General features: G+C 37.3%; 12 protein-coding genes. 4 read left to right on the top strand and 8 right to left on the bottom strand.

Annotation, left to right across the window (positions count from 1 at the left end):
- The first annotated feature begins 36 nt into the window (after positions 1-36).
- The 3 genes from ACO05K_RS08610 to ACO05K_RS08600 are packed head-to-tail and all read left to right on the top strand — an operon-like array spanning position 37 to position 2,205.
- Positions 37-921: a hypothetical protein gene (locus ACO05K_RS08610; RefSeq protein ID WP_421944034.1), complete on the top strand. Its 885-nt coding sequence runs from the start codon at positions 37-39 to the stop codon at positions 919-921.
- Positions 914-1,582 carry a hypothetical protein gene (locus ACO05K_RS08605; RefSeq protein ID WP_421944033.1) on the top strand — a complete coding sequence of 223 codons (669 nt, stop codon included), beginning with the start codon at positions 914-916 and terminating at the stop codon, positions 1,580-1,582. The genes ACO05K_RS08610 and ACO05K_RS08605 overlap by 8 nt, the downstream gene beginning before the upstream one ends.
- Positions 1,579-2,205 carry a hypothetical protein gene (locus ACO05K_RS08600; RefSeq protein WP_421944032.1) on the top strand — a complete coding sequence of 209 codons (627 nt, stop codon included), beginning with the start codon at positions 1,579-1,581 and terminating at the stop codon, positions 2,203-2,205. Before ACO05K_RS08605 ends, ACO05K_RS08600 begins: the two co-directional genes overlap by 4 nt.
- Before the next feature lie 326 nt (positions 2,206-2,531).
- Here ACO05K_RS08600 and ACO05K_RS08595 read toward each other — a convergent pair whose 3' ends face one another.
- Complete coding sequence (locus ACO05K_RS08595; protein ID WP_421944031.1) at positions 2,532-3,152, bottom strand: L-threonylcarbamoyladenylate synthase; 621 nt, start codon at positions 3,150-3,152, stop codon at positions 2,532-2,534.
- A gap of 84 nt (positions 3,153-3,236) precedes the next feature.
- Between ACO05K_RS08595 and ACO05K_RS08590 the strand changes: the two genes are divergently transcribed.
- Positions 3,237-4,901: an FMN-binding glutamate synthase family protein gene (locus tag ACO05K_RS08590; protein WP_421944030.1), complete on the top strand. Its 1,665-nt coding sequence runs from the start codon at positions 3,237-3,239 to the stop codon at positions 4,899-4,901.
- An 851-nt stretch (positions 4,902-5,752) separates the two neighbouring features.
- On the opposite strand, the gene asnS is transcribed toward ACO05K_RS08590, so the two are convergent.
- The 7 genes from asnS to ACO05K_RS08555 form a co-directional block, all read right to left on the bottom strand.
- Positions 5,753-7,201 carry an asparagine--tRNA ligase gene (gene asnS, locus ACO05K_RS08585; RefSeq protein WP_421944029.1) on the bottom strand — a complete coding sequence of 483 codons (1,449 nt, stop codon included), beginning with the start codon at positions 7,199-7,201 and terminating at the stop codon, positions 5,753-5,755.
- A gap of 836 nt (positions 7,202-8,037) precedes the next feature.
- Complete coding sequence (locus ACO05K_RS08580; protein WP_421944028.1) at positions 8,038-9,684, bottom strand: M28 family metallopeptidase; 1,647 nt, start codon at positions 9,682-9,684, stop codon at positions 8,038-8,040.
- A gap of 740 nt (positions 9,685-10,424) precedes the next feature.
- Positions 10,425-11,417, bottom strand: coding sequence for a transglutaminase family protein (locus ACO05K_RS08575; protein ID WP_421944027.1), 993 nt, complete (start codon positions 11,415-11,417; stop codon positions 10,425-10,427).
- 52 nt (positions 11,418-11,469) lie between these two features.
- A complete protein-coding gene (locus tag ACO05K_RS08570; RefSeq protein WP_421944026.1) occupies positions 11,470-12,405 on the bottom strand; it encodes an alpha-E domain-containing protein in 936 nt (311 codons plus the stop codon).
- A 9-nt stretch (positions 12,406-12,414) separates the two neighbouring features.
- On the bottom strand, positions 12,415-13,863 hold the full coding sequence (locus tag ACO05K_RS08565) for a circularly permuted type 2 ATP-grasp protein (RefSeq protein WP_421944025.1): 1,449 nt from the start codon (positions 13,861-13,863) through the stop codon (positions 12,415-12,417).
- Positions 13,864-14,292: 429 nt separating this feature from the next.
- Positions 14,293-14,820 (bottom strand): ferritin, encoded by a 528-nt coding sequence (locus ACO05K_RS08560; protein WP_421944024.1) that lies wholly within the window; start codon positions 14,818-14,820, stop codon positions 14,293-14,295.
- A 300-nt stretch (positions 14,821-15,120) separates the two neighbouring features.
- On the bottom strand, positions 15,121-15,480 hold the full coding sequence (locus ACO05K_RS08555) for a hypothetical protein (RefSeq protein ID WP_421944023.1): 360 nt from the start codon (positions 15,478-15,480) through the stop codon (positions 15,121-15,123).
- Positions 15,481-15,500: the final 20 nt, after the last annotated feature.

Genomic DNA, 15,500 nt, shown 5'->3' with positions numbered 1-15,500 from the left:
TGGCTAATTTAAAGTTTTATTTTACAGCCTATAGCTATGAACAACAAATCAATTGACCCATACAAAAAACAAGAGTCATTAAATCCCTTAATCGAGGCACTAGTGCAGGCATTTGCGCCTCTGTTCATTTATCAGTTTGCTAAGAAAGTTCATCAGGAGAAAATAAACAGTATTTTCTGCGATGGCAAGGGGCAGCGGCAATGCACTTTTTATCTCCTCATAATTACGGAAGATGGTGCAGTAATGGAAAACCGTGTGCAGGAGTTTGCAGACCAAACCTGTTCAGCCTTTAAGGTAATTATTCAGGTACACCCAAAGGAGATGCTGCTACGAAACAGCCATCATCGCAATGCTTATTTCGCCTCTGTGCTTAATGAGGGGGAATTATGCTATGCTGCTCCAGGTTTAGCCAGACTTTTGCCCCTTGAATTGCCGAATACAAAAAAGCGATTGGGTAGGGCTGTTGTGCATTGGCGAAAGCGTAAGGGCATGGCAGAGGGCTTTTTTGCTGCGGCAGAACAGGCGATTGAATGTGGGCAGGAGTATGTCGGGCTATTTTTATTGCATCATGTTACAGAGCAGGCTTGTATGGGGCTGATTAATACTTTTATGGATTACCACCCTGATACCCGCAACCTCGAACGACTACTGTATTTGTGTGCCTGCTTTTCGAACTTGCCGTTTCAGCATTTTCTGGGTACCACTGAAAATGAGTCGTTGTTGAAGATTATGATGAAGAGCTTTAGTCAGGCCCGTTATAATGATGGTTTTTCTTTAGCCCATCATTCTATCTATCGCTTTTCTGAACTGGTAGAAGGTTTTGTAAAACTTGCAAATGATTTATGTGAGGCGCAGTTTAAAGTGTTACAGGTGGAGGTTGATCAGATTAAAGTATCGAAGGGAGCAACAGTACATGGATAAGTCACAAACAATTGCCGGAAAACCACTTGATCGGTTTTATAAATTGCCTTTCGAAAAAGGCGGGCGGGTTTTAAGTCAGCAGGTATTGGAAGCGCATACAGTTTTTAGGGCAGGTAAAAATCCTTACTACATGGTAGATATCAAGCGGCTTAGCTTTAAACATGGGCTGATGAAGATGCGTGTACAAGTGGAAAATGAAAAGCCAGTTCTAGTTTACTTTAATGTAGCCTATGATCATCTATTGGTCAGCTGTAGTGTAGATACCGACGCATCTTACCTCAGCAGATATGTTTACCGAACTTTAAGGGCAATGATGTGGAATGGCGTATGTAACTTTCAGGAATATTACTGGCCGTCTTGTTTTGATGAAAGTACGGGTAAGTCGAAATACCTGGATATAATAAACGACCGATACGGCTTTGATATTCAGTTGAAAGAAAAATTTAAGGGCTTTTTCAGGCCTGATGATTTATTTCCTGGTCTTAAGGCCAGAATCGTGATGGAGCATGAACCAATAAATCGTGTTTGTATTGTATCGGAACTTACTACGCAGGGTATTGGCTATTGCTTAGCTAATACGGACTTGGAACGTTATTATTTCAACCATTTTCCTTTTCTGATTCCCTATTTTTTTCTGCTACGGCCAATCTTCAAGGTGTGAAATCATTCGAGCGTTTTGTGTTTGAGGCGGATGATACAGGAGATTTAATTCTTTCTCCTCAACAATTGGAGCTGAATAAACTTTGTTTTGAAATGAAGCGACTGGCGTCTTTGCAGTTTCGTAAATCCGGAGATTCGCCAGAAAGGGATGCAGAAATTAAACAGGCAAATGCAGTGAACAAGACTGAGATTTTCAGGCTTTGGCACAAGGCTTTACCTATGTTGGTTGCTCAGTATTTTACACATTATCTTTTTACCTATGGGCTACGCAACGTAGAGCGTAAGCCGATGAAGAAGTTGATGCAACTGGCTGCTTTTTCTATGGAAGTGCCAAGGTTAAGTTTTTTGTTAGCGGATAAGGGTGATTATTACGAGCTCTTTTTAAGATTCAAAATTAAAAACAGGATACTCCAGTTTGGCGTGCATACACAGGCTTTATTTCTGATTAATGCCAGGCAAAAACCCAATTTATGGTATCTGCTCGAAGCGGAACAGGATACGGAGTTAGTTGATTTTTTTGGTCGGGTGGGTTTTAAGATTCAGGTACCTAAGGATTATTATGAAACACATTTTGAAAGGTATGTGATGGAGTTGGAACAGCATTATGAGATGGAGTATAAATAGTATTGATATTGTGTTAGTTTCGGTAGGTGAGGATAATAGGTTATAGGGGAAATGAATTTCAAAGATCTCTCCGCTGCGGTCGAGATGACGACCTGTACAGAGTAGTTTCGCTGGGTGTAGACATCAGCCGGAAAGGGGAAATGAGGGGTCTGCGCTTTGCAGTCCTTTCCCTTTCAGGGGAAAGGAGCCGTAGGCGGATAGGGGTTTAAGCGCTTTGCATGAAAAAACAATTAAATCCTCCCCCTGCCCCCTCCAAAGGGGGATAGAGAGTGCTAAGAAATCTAATTTCCGCAGGGCAGATAGGGGTTTAAGCTTTTGCACCTCTTCTACAAATACTCTTCAATATCACCTTTACCTTCACGGATGATTTCAAATTCTCCAGTGGTGCAATCAATAACGGTAGAGGCTTCATTATCGCCATAGCCGCCATCAATAACTAAATCGACCAGTTCCTGGTATTTTTCGTAAATTAGTTCCGGATCGGTAGAGTATTCTATGAGTTCATCGTCATCTTTAATGGAAGTTGATAAAATCGGATTGCCAAGTTCTTTTACAATGCAACGGGCAATATTATTATCGGGTACACGAATACCAACTGTTTTTTTATTTGAGCTTAAAAGCTTTGGTACGTTGTTATTTGCGTTAAATATGAATGTAAAAGGGCCGGGTAAGGCTTTCTTTAAAACCCGAAATGTAGTATTGTCAATTGGCTTAATGTAATCTGCAATGTGGCTTAAATCGTGACAAACGAAGGAAAAGTTTGCCTTTTCGGGTTTTATACCGCGTATGCGGCAAATTTTTTCGATAGCCTTTGGATTGGTAATATCGCAGCCTAAACCATAAATTGTATCAGTAGGATAGATGATTATACCACCTTTTTTAAGCACTTCTACCACCTGTTCAATGGCTCTTTCGTTAGGGTTTTCTGGATAAATCTTAATAAGCATAGCGTAAAAATAACAATTTAATAGTGTCAGTTGTTTAATAATCCTAATCTTTGCATTAACAAAACATACGCTAACCCATTTATTATGAGAAAAGCTTTCGTCGCAATTGCTGCATTTTTAGTTGCCCTTACCATTATGCTAGGTCTGTATCATCCATTTTTATGGTGGACATTCCTCTTCACCGGTCCATTTGTAATTTTAGGTATTTACGATTTATATCAACCTAAACACAGTATTGTTAGAAATTACCCTGTTTTTGGTCGTTTGCGGTATTTTATGGAAGAATTACGACCAAAAGTTTATCAGTATTTTGTAGAAAGCGATACTAACGGAACGCCATATAACCGATTAAACCGTTCGTTGATTTACCAGCGTGCTAAAACGGATAATGATACCATTCCATTCGGTACACAATTAAATGTTTATGAAAATGGTTATGAATGGTTGAGTCATAGTATTTCTGCTATTTCTCACCATGAGTTAAATCTAGATCCCCGTGTTTTAGTTGGCGGTCCGGATTGTAAAAAGCCTTATTCTTCGAGTATTTATAATATTTCTGCAATGAGTTTCGGTTCGTTAAGTCAGAATGCAATTTTGGCTTTAAACGGTGGTGCCAAGCTTGGTAATTTTGCTCATAACACTGGTGAGGGTGGTATCAGTGATTATCACCGTGAGCCGGGAGGCGATTTAATCTGGCAAATTGGTACCGGATATTTTGGTTGTCGTAATGAGGACGGTACTTTCAATTTTGATGCTTATGCTGAGCGTGCAGTTGGAGATCAGGTTAAAATGATTGAGGTTAAGTTATCGCAAGGTGCTAAACCAGGTCATGGAGGGATGTTGCCAGCCAAGAAAGTTACGCCTGAAGTTGCCCGCATTCGTTTAGTTCCACAAGGAAAAGATATTTTATCGCCACCGGCACATTCTGCATTCAGTACACCGATTGGTTTATTGGAATTTATAAAGAGATTAAGAGATTTATCGGGAGGTAAGCCTGTTGGTTTTAAACTTTGTATTGGTAGAAGAAGTGAGTTTTATGCCATTTGCAAAGCGATGATTGAAACGAAAATCTATCCAGATTTTATTACTGTTGATGGGGGTGAAGGTGGAACGGGGGCTGCTCCGCAAGAGTTTTCGAACTCAGTAGGTATGCCACTACGTGAAGGCGTTGCCTTTGTTTATGATATTTTAAATGGTTTCGACCTGAAAAAACACATTAAAATTATTGCTTCTGGTAAAGTAGCAACGGGTTTTGATTTGGTTAAAAATATTGCCCTTGGTGCAGATATGTGTAATACAGCTCGTGGTATGATGTTCGCCTTAGGTTGTATTCAGGCTTTGGAGTGTAACAGCAATACTTGTCCGACGGGTGTGGCCACACAAGACCAGAGTTTAATGAAAGGACTTGTGGTTGATGATAAAAAAGTGAGGGTTAAGAATTTTCATAATTTAACGGTTGCCAGTGCGGTAGAGCTTTTAGGTGCTGCAGGTTTGAGAGAGCCTCATCAATTAAGCAGAGCGTACATTAACAGACGGGTAAGTGCAAATTTAATTCAAAGTTATTTAGAGAGTTTTCCTTATATCCCTGCCGGAAGTTTATTGCAAACACCTTATCCTACACGTTTTGAATTGGGTATGGCTTTGAGTAGTTCTGCAAGTTTTGCCCCAACAGATTATAAGGTTTCTGCTGTTGATTATGCTCACGCAAATCCTTTTAATGATACGTTGCAAGATGATGGGAGGATGTAGGTAGGTTGGTTAATTGTTTGAATTGGTTAAATGGTTAATTGCTGAATTGATTAATTGTTTAATCATAAATGGATTGATAGGATTATAGTTAAAAGTCGTAGCCTTTGGATGCGACTTTTTTTGTTTCAAATAATTTATCCCGATTTTGATTGTGAGGTGCTTTGATTTGTCCTGGCCGGATGATTTATCCCGATTTTAATCGGGAGGCTTCTTCTTTTGACAACAAAAAGACCTGCGAAGCAAGCTTGAACACAAATGAAAAAATATATAACAGTGAAAAACCAAAAACTGCCGGCTCGCTAGATTTCTATTGAAGTGAGTGATTGGGCTATTTGGTGCATTCCGAAATCTAGACCATGCCGGTTGAAAAGCGGAACGGAGATGAGGTGGTTAGGCTTAGCTGGGCGGATTGAAAGGTTTAAGGGTTAATTGCAGAATTGTTAAATTGGTTAAATTGTTAAACAGGTAGCTCGCAACCGGGAACAGGCAACTATTTGATTGTTAAATTGGTTAATTTTCTAATTGGTTAAATTGTTTGAACTGATAAACTGGTAATTGCTGAGTTGTTAAAACTAATAACTGCTTAATTATTTTTAATCTGCGAATCTGTGGCTAACTAGCAATTAGAAGATTTGTCACATTGAGCTTCCCGAAGCATCGGGACAAGTTTTGTCGAAATGCTAGTTAATATTCTTCGACAAGCTCAGAATGACAATAATAGAAAAGGTCAGATTTTTTTAAAAAACCTGACCTTTTTAATATAGTGAGTTGTTTTCCCTAAACCCTAAACCCTAAACCCTAAACCCTAAACCCTAAACCCTAAACCCTAAACCCTAAACCCTAAACCCTAATTAAAACTCTGCGTTTTTAGGGAAACGAGGGAAGGCAATTACATCGCGAATGTTTGTCATTCCGGTTACGAATAATACTAAACGTTCAAAACCTAATCCAAAACCTGCATGTGGTGCAGAGCCGAAGCGGCGGGTATCTAAATACCACCAAAGTTCATCTTGTGGGATATCTAATTCTTCCATACGTTTTGTTAAACGGTCTAAACGCTCTTCACGTTGAGAACCGCCAATCATTTCACCAATGCCTGGGAATAAAATATCCATAGCTGCTACAGTTTTTCTGCCTTCTGCATCTGGTTCATTCTGGCGCATGTAGAATGATTTAATATCGGACGGGTAATCTGTTAAAATAACCGGTTTCTTAAAATGTTTTTCTACTAAGTAACGCTCGTGCTCACTCTGTAAATCTGCTCCCCATTCATCAATTAAATACTTGAATTGTTTCTTCTGGTTTGGTTTAGAAGATTTCAAAATTTTGATGGCTTCTGTATAAGTTAAACGCTCAAAATCGTTAGCTAAGCAGAAATCTAACTTCTCTAATAAGGTAAATTCGCTACGCTCATTTTGTGGTTTCTGTTTATCTTCTTCTGCCAAACGGTTATTTAAAAACTCCAGCTCTTCCTTGCAGTTATCTAAAGCATATTTAATTACATACTTCATCATATCTTCGGCAAGCTGCATATTGTCTTCTAAATCAGCGAAAGCAACTTCAGGTTCAATCATCCAAAACTCAGCCAGGTGGCGTGTTGTGTTTGAGTTTTCTGCTCTGAATGTTGGTCCGAAAGTATAGATTTGTCCGAAAGCCATTGCTGCCAATTCGCCTTCAAGCTGACCAGATACAGTTAAGTTTGTTGCTCTTCCGAAGAAATCCTGAGAAAAATCAACCTTTCCATCTTCTGTACGAGGAGTATTGTCGAAATCAAGTGCCGTTACCTTAAACATTTCACCTGCACCTTCAGCATCGCTCGCTGTTATTACAGGTGTATGCATGTAAACGAAACCACGCTCGTTGTAAAACTGGTGAATTGCAAATGCTAAAGCATGACGAACCTTGAAAACTGCATTGAAAGTATTGGTACGGAAACGCAAATGCGCAATTTCACGTAAAAATTCTAAACTGTGTTTTTTAGGTTGCAATGGGAATTTCTCCGGGTCGCTATCACCTAAAATTTGCACATCTGTTGCTTTAATTTCTACAGATTGGCCTTTACCTAAAGATTCTACCAATTTACCTGTTGCAGAAATTGCTGCGCCAGTGGTGATTCTTTTTAACAGCTCCTCTGGTAGATTATTAAAATCTACAACTACCTGGATATTGCTCATGCAACTTCCATCATTTAAAGCGATAAACTGATTATTACGGAAAGTTCTAACCCATCCCATAACCGTTACTTCTGTGTTAAATGCAGTCGATTTTAATAAATCTTTAATTTGCTGTCTCTTAATCATATTGTTATTTGTAAAAGGCGCAAATTTATGAAAAAAATTGAGGTTAAATTATCAGAATCGGTTAATTGTTTAAATTGTTTAATTGCAGAGCTGGTTAATTGGGTTAATTGCTTAATCGATTAATTGCTGAACTGTTTGACAGGCAACTCGCAACCGAGAACAGGCAACTATTTGATTGCTGAACTGTTTAAATGTTTATTCGTTGTTCTCATAAGTTCGATTTGTCCTGGCCGGACAGGCTCTTTTCTTTTGATAACAAAAAGACCTGCGAAGCAAGCTTGAACACAAATGAAAAAATATATAATAGTGAAAAACCAAAATTGCCGGCTCGCTAGATTTCTATTGAAGGTAGTAATTTGGCAAGTTAGTGCATGCCGAAATCTAGACCATGCCGGCTAAAAAGCGGAACGGAGATGAGGTGGTTGGGCTTAGCTGGGTGGAAATAGAGGAGTGTTAGGTAAATTGTTGAATTGAGCCTGTCGAAATGCGAACGACTAAAAGTTCTTCGACGACTCGTCCCGATACTTCGGGAAGATCAGAATGACATCTTGTATTTATTTAAACTGTTAACTGCTTAATTATTTTTAATCTGTTAATCTGTGGCTAACTAATATTTAGAAGATTTGTCACATTGAGCCTGTCGAAATGCGAACACCTAAAAGTTCTTCGACAGGCTCAGAATGACATCTTATATTTATTTGAACTGTTTGACAGGCAACTCGCAACCGAGAACAGGCAACTATTTGATTGTTGAAATGGTTAATTGTGTAATTGCTAAATCGGTAATTGTTTATTGGTAACCCAGGGTGATTTATTCAGTACAACCAGATTGCTACTTATTTTCCCATAGATTTATCTCGTGCTGCCTTAAATTCTGAACCTTTTTTCCAGCCTGGGAATGTGCTTTCATTACTCAGCTTTTGCCCAACAGTAAACATTATGTTTGCAATTTGAGTAATTCCATCGGCATTCATCGTTTTACTGTATTCATCAGAGGGTTGATGATAATGCTTTTCATTATATTCTTTTTTCTGTTTTTGTCCCCATTCAGCACCATGTTCTACACTGGTTAACCCATTCACAATATCAATTGCGGGTACACCAACTTTTGCAAAGTTAAAGTGGTCTGAACGATAATAACTTCCGGCACTTGGTCGGGTATCGCCAACAGCATCTAAATTGTTATCTGCTAAAACCTTCAAAATATAATCTTCCACTTCGTTTTGTCCTTTTCCTTTAATCGAAATGTCTTTTGTTGCCCCATAAAAACCAAGTGCATCCATATTGAGGTTTGCGACCGTTTTATTTAGCGGATATACCGGGTTTAAAGCATAATACTCGGAGCCAAGCAAGCCTTGTTCTTCACCAGTTACGGCTAAAAATACAATGGAACGCTCTGGTTTCTCTTTTGTATTTTGAAAAGCGTTAGCTATTGAAAGCATTGCGGCAACGCCACTTGCATTATCTACAGCGCCATTATAAATAGAATCGCCATTTATTTTTGGTCCGATGCCGAAGTGATCCCAATGTGCGGTATAGACAATGGTTTCATCGGGTCGTTTACTGCCTTTGATAATACCGATAACATTTTTTGAAGTTGAATATTTGATTTTATTGCTTAGGTTAACCGTTAAGGATTGATTTAATGGCACAGCTTTAAAGTCCTTTTTACGGGCATATTCTCTGATATCACCTGTAATGCCAGCATTTGTCAAAAGTTTTGTAGCGGCTTCTTCAGTCATCCAGCCTTCTAACTTACACCTCGATACATACTTATCTTTAGCTTGTAAATACAATCTTGCACCTGTATTGCTATTGGTAATCACCGACCAGCCGTAACTTGCAGGCTCAGTTTGATGCACAATAATTACTGCTGCTGCACCTTGTCGGGCAGCTTCTTCGTATTTGTAAGTCCAGCGACCATAATAAGTCATTGTATCGCCTCTGAAAACTGTTTTGTCTTTTGATTTGAAGCCAGGGTCGCTGATTAAAACCACGACCGTTTTACCTTTTACGTCTAAGTCCTTATAGTCGTTCCATTTAAATTCAGGCGCAACAATTCCGTAGCCTGCAAATACAATTGGCGAATTTTTTATCTGAATGGTGTCTTGTGCTCTTCTGCTAAAGGCTACAAAATCTTTTACGGCTTTAAAATTCAGTTTTTCTTTACCGCCGGAAATTTCCATGTTTTCTGATGGAGTAGTGGTTACTTCCATCATTGGTACTTCTTGTATATAAGAATTGCCATTGCCTGGCTCTACACCAGCGTTTTTTAATTCTTTAGAAATATAATTTACAGTTTTGGTTTCTCCAATAGTAAACGGACGTCTACCTTGAAGTGAATCGTCGGCTAATACAGCAATATGAGATTTAATTTCCTCTGGCAATATCGAGCCAAGTTTGGCTGATTCTTCTTTTTGTTTACAGGATGATATCGCTGAAATAGTGAGAAATCCTACCAGACAGATGTTTGTTATTTTCATAATGGTTTGTATTAGGAAATGAAAATTAGGAAAATAATATTGAAATTTTATTTCTGTTTGATTATTGATGTTGTTTTGTCCTGACAGAATTGTCCTGGCCGGACAGGCTTTTTCTTTTTGATGTCAAAAAGAAACAAAAAACACCGGCTGAAAATTTTTGTTTGAAAGTTTGTACTTTGGCTTGGTCAATGCGTTCCCAAAAATTTGTTAGGCCGGATTGGAGTAAAACGGAGATGAAGTGGGTGGGCTTAGTTGGGTGGAAATAGAGGGTGGTTAGGTTAATTGGTTAATTGCTGAATTGTTGAATTGGTAATTGTTTGTTCGATTAATTGGTTGAACTGTTAAACAAGAAACTCACAACTGGAAACAGGTAACTATATTATTATTGAATTGGTTAATTGTTTAAACTGTTAAACTGGCAACTCGAAACCGAAAACAGGTAACTATATGATTGTTGAATTGGTAAAATTGTTTGAATTATTAAACTGATAACTGCTTAATTATTTTTAATCTGTTAATCTGTGGCTAACTTAAAATTAGGAGATTTGTCACATTGAGCCTGTCGAAATGCGAACGCCTAAAAGTTCTTCGACGACTTGTCCCGATACTTCGGGAAGCTCAGAATGACATCTTGTGGTGGTTTAATTGATAATCGGACACCATTAAGGCAACTCGCAACTGGCAATGATAAAATTATTTTTAATCTGCGAATCTGTGGCTAACTATTAAACATTAGTTAACTATTGTTGCTGTTGCTGCTGTTGTTGAATCGCTTCCATATGTTGCTGGTAACTGTTTTGCTTTCTTGCAGTTGTAATTGTTCCAGATGGTTTACTGTAGTTTACCTCCGTTGGTTTAAAATAGGTTTCATTATCGTTTAAATCTTCATCATTATAACCTACTGAAACATTTACTTCCATAATGTGTTCAAATCCTCCTTTGTAAACACCTTTCACCGGAGAACAATCTGTAAAATTTCTTCCTACGGCTAAACGAACGTGATTTTCGTTTACAATGCAATTATTTGTAGGGTCTAAACCGAGCCAACCATATTCTGGCAAAAAGACTTCCGCCCAGGCGTGTGTTGCACCTTCACCACGCATGCCATCGCGGTTTGGACAAATGTATCCACTTACATACCTCGCCGGAATCCCTGTTAAGCGCAACATTGCTGTTAAAACATGTGCAAAATCCTGACAAACACCTGCTTTCAGTTTCAAAATTTCATCAATTGTTGTGTCAACTGCCGTAACCCCTTTAATGTATTCGAAATTGTTAAATACATTTGCACTGTATTTTATTGCGGTTTGATATGGGGTGTCTTCCTCTTGTCTTATAGCTAATGCGGTTTCCTTTAATTGTGTAATGCCTTCAAAAACTTCCTGGCGTAAGTAATCAATATAAGGTACTTCATATTTTATTGCTTCAAGACTATTCCATTGCTCACTGCTGAACATATCATCTTGTGGGAGCGGTTTTGCAAAGGTTTCTACACTTACTTTCGAAAATATTTTGAGTTGGGTATGCGGTTCGTTTTGGGTAAATGTGCCAACTTCATTTCCGTAGTAATCAATAAATATTTCAATCTCCGGGCTTCCTGATATATTCAGATCGTGTTTAACTACTTTTTGGAAATCATCTTTAATCGGGAAAAGGATTACCTGATTTGCACTATCCCGAACAGGCGTTTCATATTTATAATTGGTGATGTGTTTTATTTTGAAAACTGGCATATTGATTTTTTAATAACGATTTAAAACTTAATCTTTCGGGATGATTAACGTATTATAAATTTGCGAAATAATATTCATTCAGCAGGTTTCCGATACCGAAAAGTTCCGAACGGATTTCTGTTAAATAATTATGTAAACTTTCTTCTTCCATGCTGCTTACAGAACTATAGGTAATCATACTTTTTAGTCTGCCGATTTTAAACGACAAGCTATTGTAATGCTCTATGTTGCTTTCACTCTTTAGTCTGTTGAAATACCGTTCGATATTATTCATGGAATAAAGCGCAGAACGAGGGAAATCATTATTCAGCATTACCAGCTCAATGATATTTTTAGCATCAAAACCTTGTCGGTAGGTTTTTAGGTATAATTCGTAACCACCTAAAGAGAGTAATAAGTGTTTCCAATAAGCAATATCGGTTAACAAATCGGGGTTAGTGCTTATCGAACTGAATTTTATATCCAGAATATCAACCGATTGTATGCTGCGCTCTAGATGCTTACCGATTTTCATAAAACTTCGGCTTTCGCCACGTTCCATTGTACTGTCTGCCGTTCCATGATATAGCATAACCTGCTTAATCAGCATATCAAGTGCGGTAATCGGGTCATCTTTTTGCACATACCAAAGCAGTTTTTCATCTTTAACGGTATGGTAATATTCATTTAAGCATTGCCATAAATCTTTAGGTATATGTTCCTGAACACTTCTGGCATTTTCACGGGCAAGCGTAATAATGTTTAATATCGAATTTGGATTCTCCCGGTTCAGTAATAAATATTCTATAACTGCCCGACTATCGTGCTGTATGCTTAACAATTCATTTTCATCATCAGCAGAAAATATTCTGATAATTGGTTTCCAGGTAAATTCCTGGATAGTATCCTGAGATGAAGCATAATTTATTTTTAACATGCGTAACATACCATCGCTACGCTCCACATATCTGCTTAGCCAATATAGGCTTGATGCAACTCTACTTAACATATTCGTATTCTAAGAAGTTAAAACCCATGTATCTTTACTACCACCGCCTTGAGAACTGTTTACCACAAGCGAACCTTCTTTTAGCGCTACTCTGGTTAATCCACCAGGAACAATGGATATGCCATCTGGTCCGTTGAGGGCAAATGGCCTTAAATCTATTCTGCGGGGTGCGAGTTTTCCGTTGATAAAACAAGGGGCCGAAGAAAGACTTATTGTTGGTTGGGCAATGAAATTTCGGGGGTCTTTTAATACTTCCAGTTTGTATTCTTCCGTTTCCTGTTCGCCAGCTGCATGGCCCATTAGCATACCATAACCACCGCTTCCATTGGTTTTCTTAATCACCATTGTATTGATGTTTTCGAAAACATATTTTAGCTCATCGGGATTGCTAAGCTGATAGGTTGGTACATTCTTTAATATAGGTTCTTCGTTCAAGTAATACTTAATCATATCCGGAACGTAGGTGTAAACCGCTTTATCGTCGGCAACACCATTACCCACTGCGTTTACAATAGCGACATTTCCTTTTCTATAGGCACCCATTAAACCTGCAACGCCCAAAACACTATTCGGGTTAAAAACCAATGGGTCGATATAATCATCATCAACCCTGCGGTAAATTACATCAACCTGTTGCAGTCCTGTGGTGGTTTTCATAAAAACCTTTTGGTTTTTTACCACTAAGTCTCTTCCTTCTACTAATTCTACGCCCATTAAGCGGGCTAAAGTTGTGTGTTCGTAATATGCAGAATTGTACATTCCCGGACTAAGCAATACAATAGTTGGATTTGAAACAGCCCTTGGCGAAAGCGCCATTAAGTTTTTATATAAAATTGCAGGGTATTCGGTTACGCTTCTTACGCCGCATTGCGGAATTAAATCAGGGAAAAGCCTTTTGGTTATTTCGCGATTTTCGAGCATGTAGCTTACGCCTGAAGGCGTTCGCAAATTATCTTCGAGTACGTAAAATGTTCCATCATGATCACGAATTAAGTCGATGCCGGCAATGTGTATATAAATATCGTGCAATACATTAACGTTATACATTTCCCTTAAAAAGTGAGGGCAGGAGTAGATCACGTTTATCGGAACAATTTTATCCTTTAAAATGAATTGATTGCTGTAAACATCTTTAAGGAAAAGGTTTAGCGCCTTTAAACGTTGTTTAATGCCTTTCTCGATAAAAAGCCATTCGCTTGATGTGATGATACGTGGAATAATATCAAAAGGGAAAATCTTTTCTATTCCTTCGCCGCTATCGTACACTGTAAAGGTAATACCCTGGCTCATGAAGAGCTTTTTAGCTAGCTCTTCCTTTTTATTTAAATTCTCCAGAGATTCTTTTGAGAAGTTTTTAATGAAATTTGTGTAATGATTTCTGAAATTATCGCTATCAAGAAACATTTCATCGTATGTTTTGGGGTGATTTAAGTAATTTTGTATAAAATTTTCTATCATTTAACTTAAATTTTCTATTAAAGTATGATTTTGAAAGTAAAAAACGAATATATTTTATATAAAATTTAATATTTATATGTTTTTAACTTATTAATTTACTTTTTTATGCTGAATAATAGTGTTTTATGTATTTTTTATTGAAAAAATGTAAAATAAATTAAGTTTGTATTTGTGAATGTGTAAAAATTTAGTACATTTGTAATGCTCGTTAATTATTATTATATATTTGGTTTAAAAAAAGCGCTGGTAACGGCGCTTTTTTTATAAATTAAGCTTATTCATAATCAACATAAACCAAACAACCTAAACAAAAAAGAAGCTTCCTGTAGAAATATAGGAAGCTTTCTTTTTTAACATGATTTTTATTGCAAAAAAAAAGCTGCCCGAAGGCAGCTTTCTATATTTGTTTTGTTAATTGTATTCTGTTTCTTAAGCTTCAGAATAAGTAATTTTATTAACGTGCTTATCAATTTCCCATCTTCCTGTACCTTCTTCGCCAATTACTTCGAATAATTCCAGCGCACGACGAGCTTTGTATTCTTCTTCACGTTGTTCTTTTAAGAACCAGTTTAAAAATTCCATAGTAACAAAATCCTGTTCTTTATGGCATTTAGCAGCTAAATTCTTGAAACTTTGCGTAATTGCAATTTCAGCTTCAAGTGCATCTTCAAAAACTTCTCTAAAACCTGCAAAATCTGTTTTAATCCCCGTAACCTCAGGAGAGATTGCGTTTCCGCCCATATCTAAAACATATTTGAATAGTTTTAATTGGTGCATTCTTTCTTCTTCAGATTGCTTCGCGAAATAATCTGCTGAAAAATCAAATCCATTTTGGTCACACCAAGATGACATTGATAAATATAGTGATGAAGAGTGAGCTTCTTTTTTTATCTGCTGATTTAAAAGTGTTTCAATATCCTGTGATATTAAACATTTAATACGCATTAAATCTTTCATAATTTCTGTGCTTTAATAACAATACAAATGTACTAGGTATTTGTTTAGTTGTACAAATTATTTGCTATATGAAATTAGTCTAAATTGCTGATAGGTAGGTATTTATAATGAGTTTAAATAATGACAAGAGGAGGACGTAAGATGGTGAATGGAAGGTGGATGATGTGTGTTATAACGCGAAACGGATACTCGTTGTAAGTTAGGTAGATAGAATAGTTTTTCGGTAAAAAATGAAGGACAAATGATTCTATTTAGCCTTTCAGACTAAAAAACCAAACACCCAATAAACTAAAAAACTAATTAATAAACCAAACGGTAAAGACAGTCGCTAATCAGGTGATTTAGCTTAAACATTGTAAATGTTCCTTGTAATAAATCTTTTAATGCGATAATTTCAAGTGCGCTTAACAGGTAAATGTGTTCGCAACCATTGAAAGTAACCAATTCGAAATCGGCTTTTTTGGTATTAAGCAGAAGGGCATCTATATCGATATCTTCAACTACTTTTTTTAACTTTTGAAGAGACAGGCAATTGTAACGGGCAAACTTACCACCGAAATCAACATAAAAACAATTCAATTTATCTGACTGATAAACAGAACCATGATTGTTTGAGAATACGTTAACCAGTTCGTTAATATCGATACACGCTTTTTCCATTGATACAAAAATTGGTATTA

The sequence above is a fragment of the Pedobacter sp. genome (assembly GCF_965227205.1).
GTDB lineage: Bacteria > Bacteroidota > Bacteroidia > Sphingobacteriales > Sphingobacteriaceae > Pedobacter.
This window is presented reverse-complemented; position numbering and strand designations above follow the sequence as displayed.

What these genes read in the sequence shown, in the direction of transcription:
- ACO05K_RS08570 (WP_421944026.1), bottom strand. Translation starts at nt 12,405, where the DNA reads ATGTTAAGTAGAGTTGCATCAAGCCTATATTGGCTAAGCAGATATGTG.
- asnS (WP_421944029.1), bottom strand. Translation starts at nt 7,201, where the DNA reads ATGATTAAGAGACAGCAAATTAAAGATTTATTAAAATCGACTGCATTT.
- ACO05K_RS08605 (WP_421944033.1), top strand. Translation starts at nt 914, where the DNA reads ATGGATAAGTCACAAACAATTGCCGGAAAACCACTTGATCGGTTTTAT.
- ACO05K_RS08565 (WP_421944025.1), bottom strand. Translation starts at nt 13,863, where the DNA reads ATGATAGAAAATTTTATACAAAATTACTTAAATCACCCCAAAACATAC.
- ACO05K_RS08590 (WP_421944030.1), top strand. Translation starts at nt 3,237, where the DNA reads ATGAGAAAAGCTTTCGTCGCAATTGCTGCATTTTTAGTTGCCCTTACC.
- ACO05K_RS08555 (WP_421944023.1), bottom strand. Translation starts at nt 15,480, where the DNA reads ATGGAAAAAGCGTGTATCGATATTAACGAACTGGTTAACGTATTCTCA.
- ACO05K_RS08575 (WP_421944027.1), bottom strand. Translation starts at nt 11,417, where the DNA reads ATGCCAGTTTTCAAAATAAAACACATCACCAATTATAAATATGAAACG.
- ACO05K_RS08595 (WP_421944031.1), bottom strand. Translation starts at nt 3,152, where the DNA reads ATGCTTATTAAGATTTATCCAGAAAACCCTAACGAAAGAGCCATTGAA.
- ACO05K_RS08560 (WP_421944024.1), bottom strand. Translation starts at nt 14,820, where the DNA reads ATGAAAGATTTAATGCGTATTAAATGTTTAATATCACAGGATATTGAA.
- ACO05K_RS08610 (WP_421944034.1), top strand. Translation starts at nt 37, where the DNA reads ATGAACAACAAATCAATTGACCCATACAAAAAACAAGAGTCATTAAAT.
- ACO05K_RS08580 (WP_421944028.1), bottom strand. Translation starts at nt 9,684, where the DNA reads ATGAAAATAACAAACATCTGTCTGGTAGGATTTCTCACTATTTCAGCG.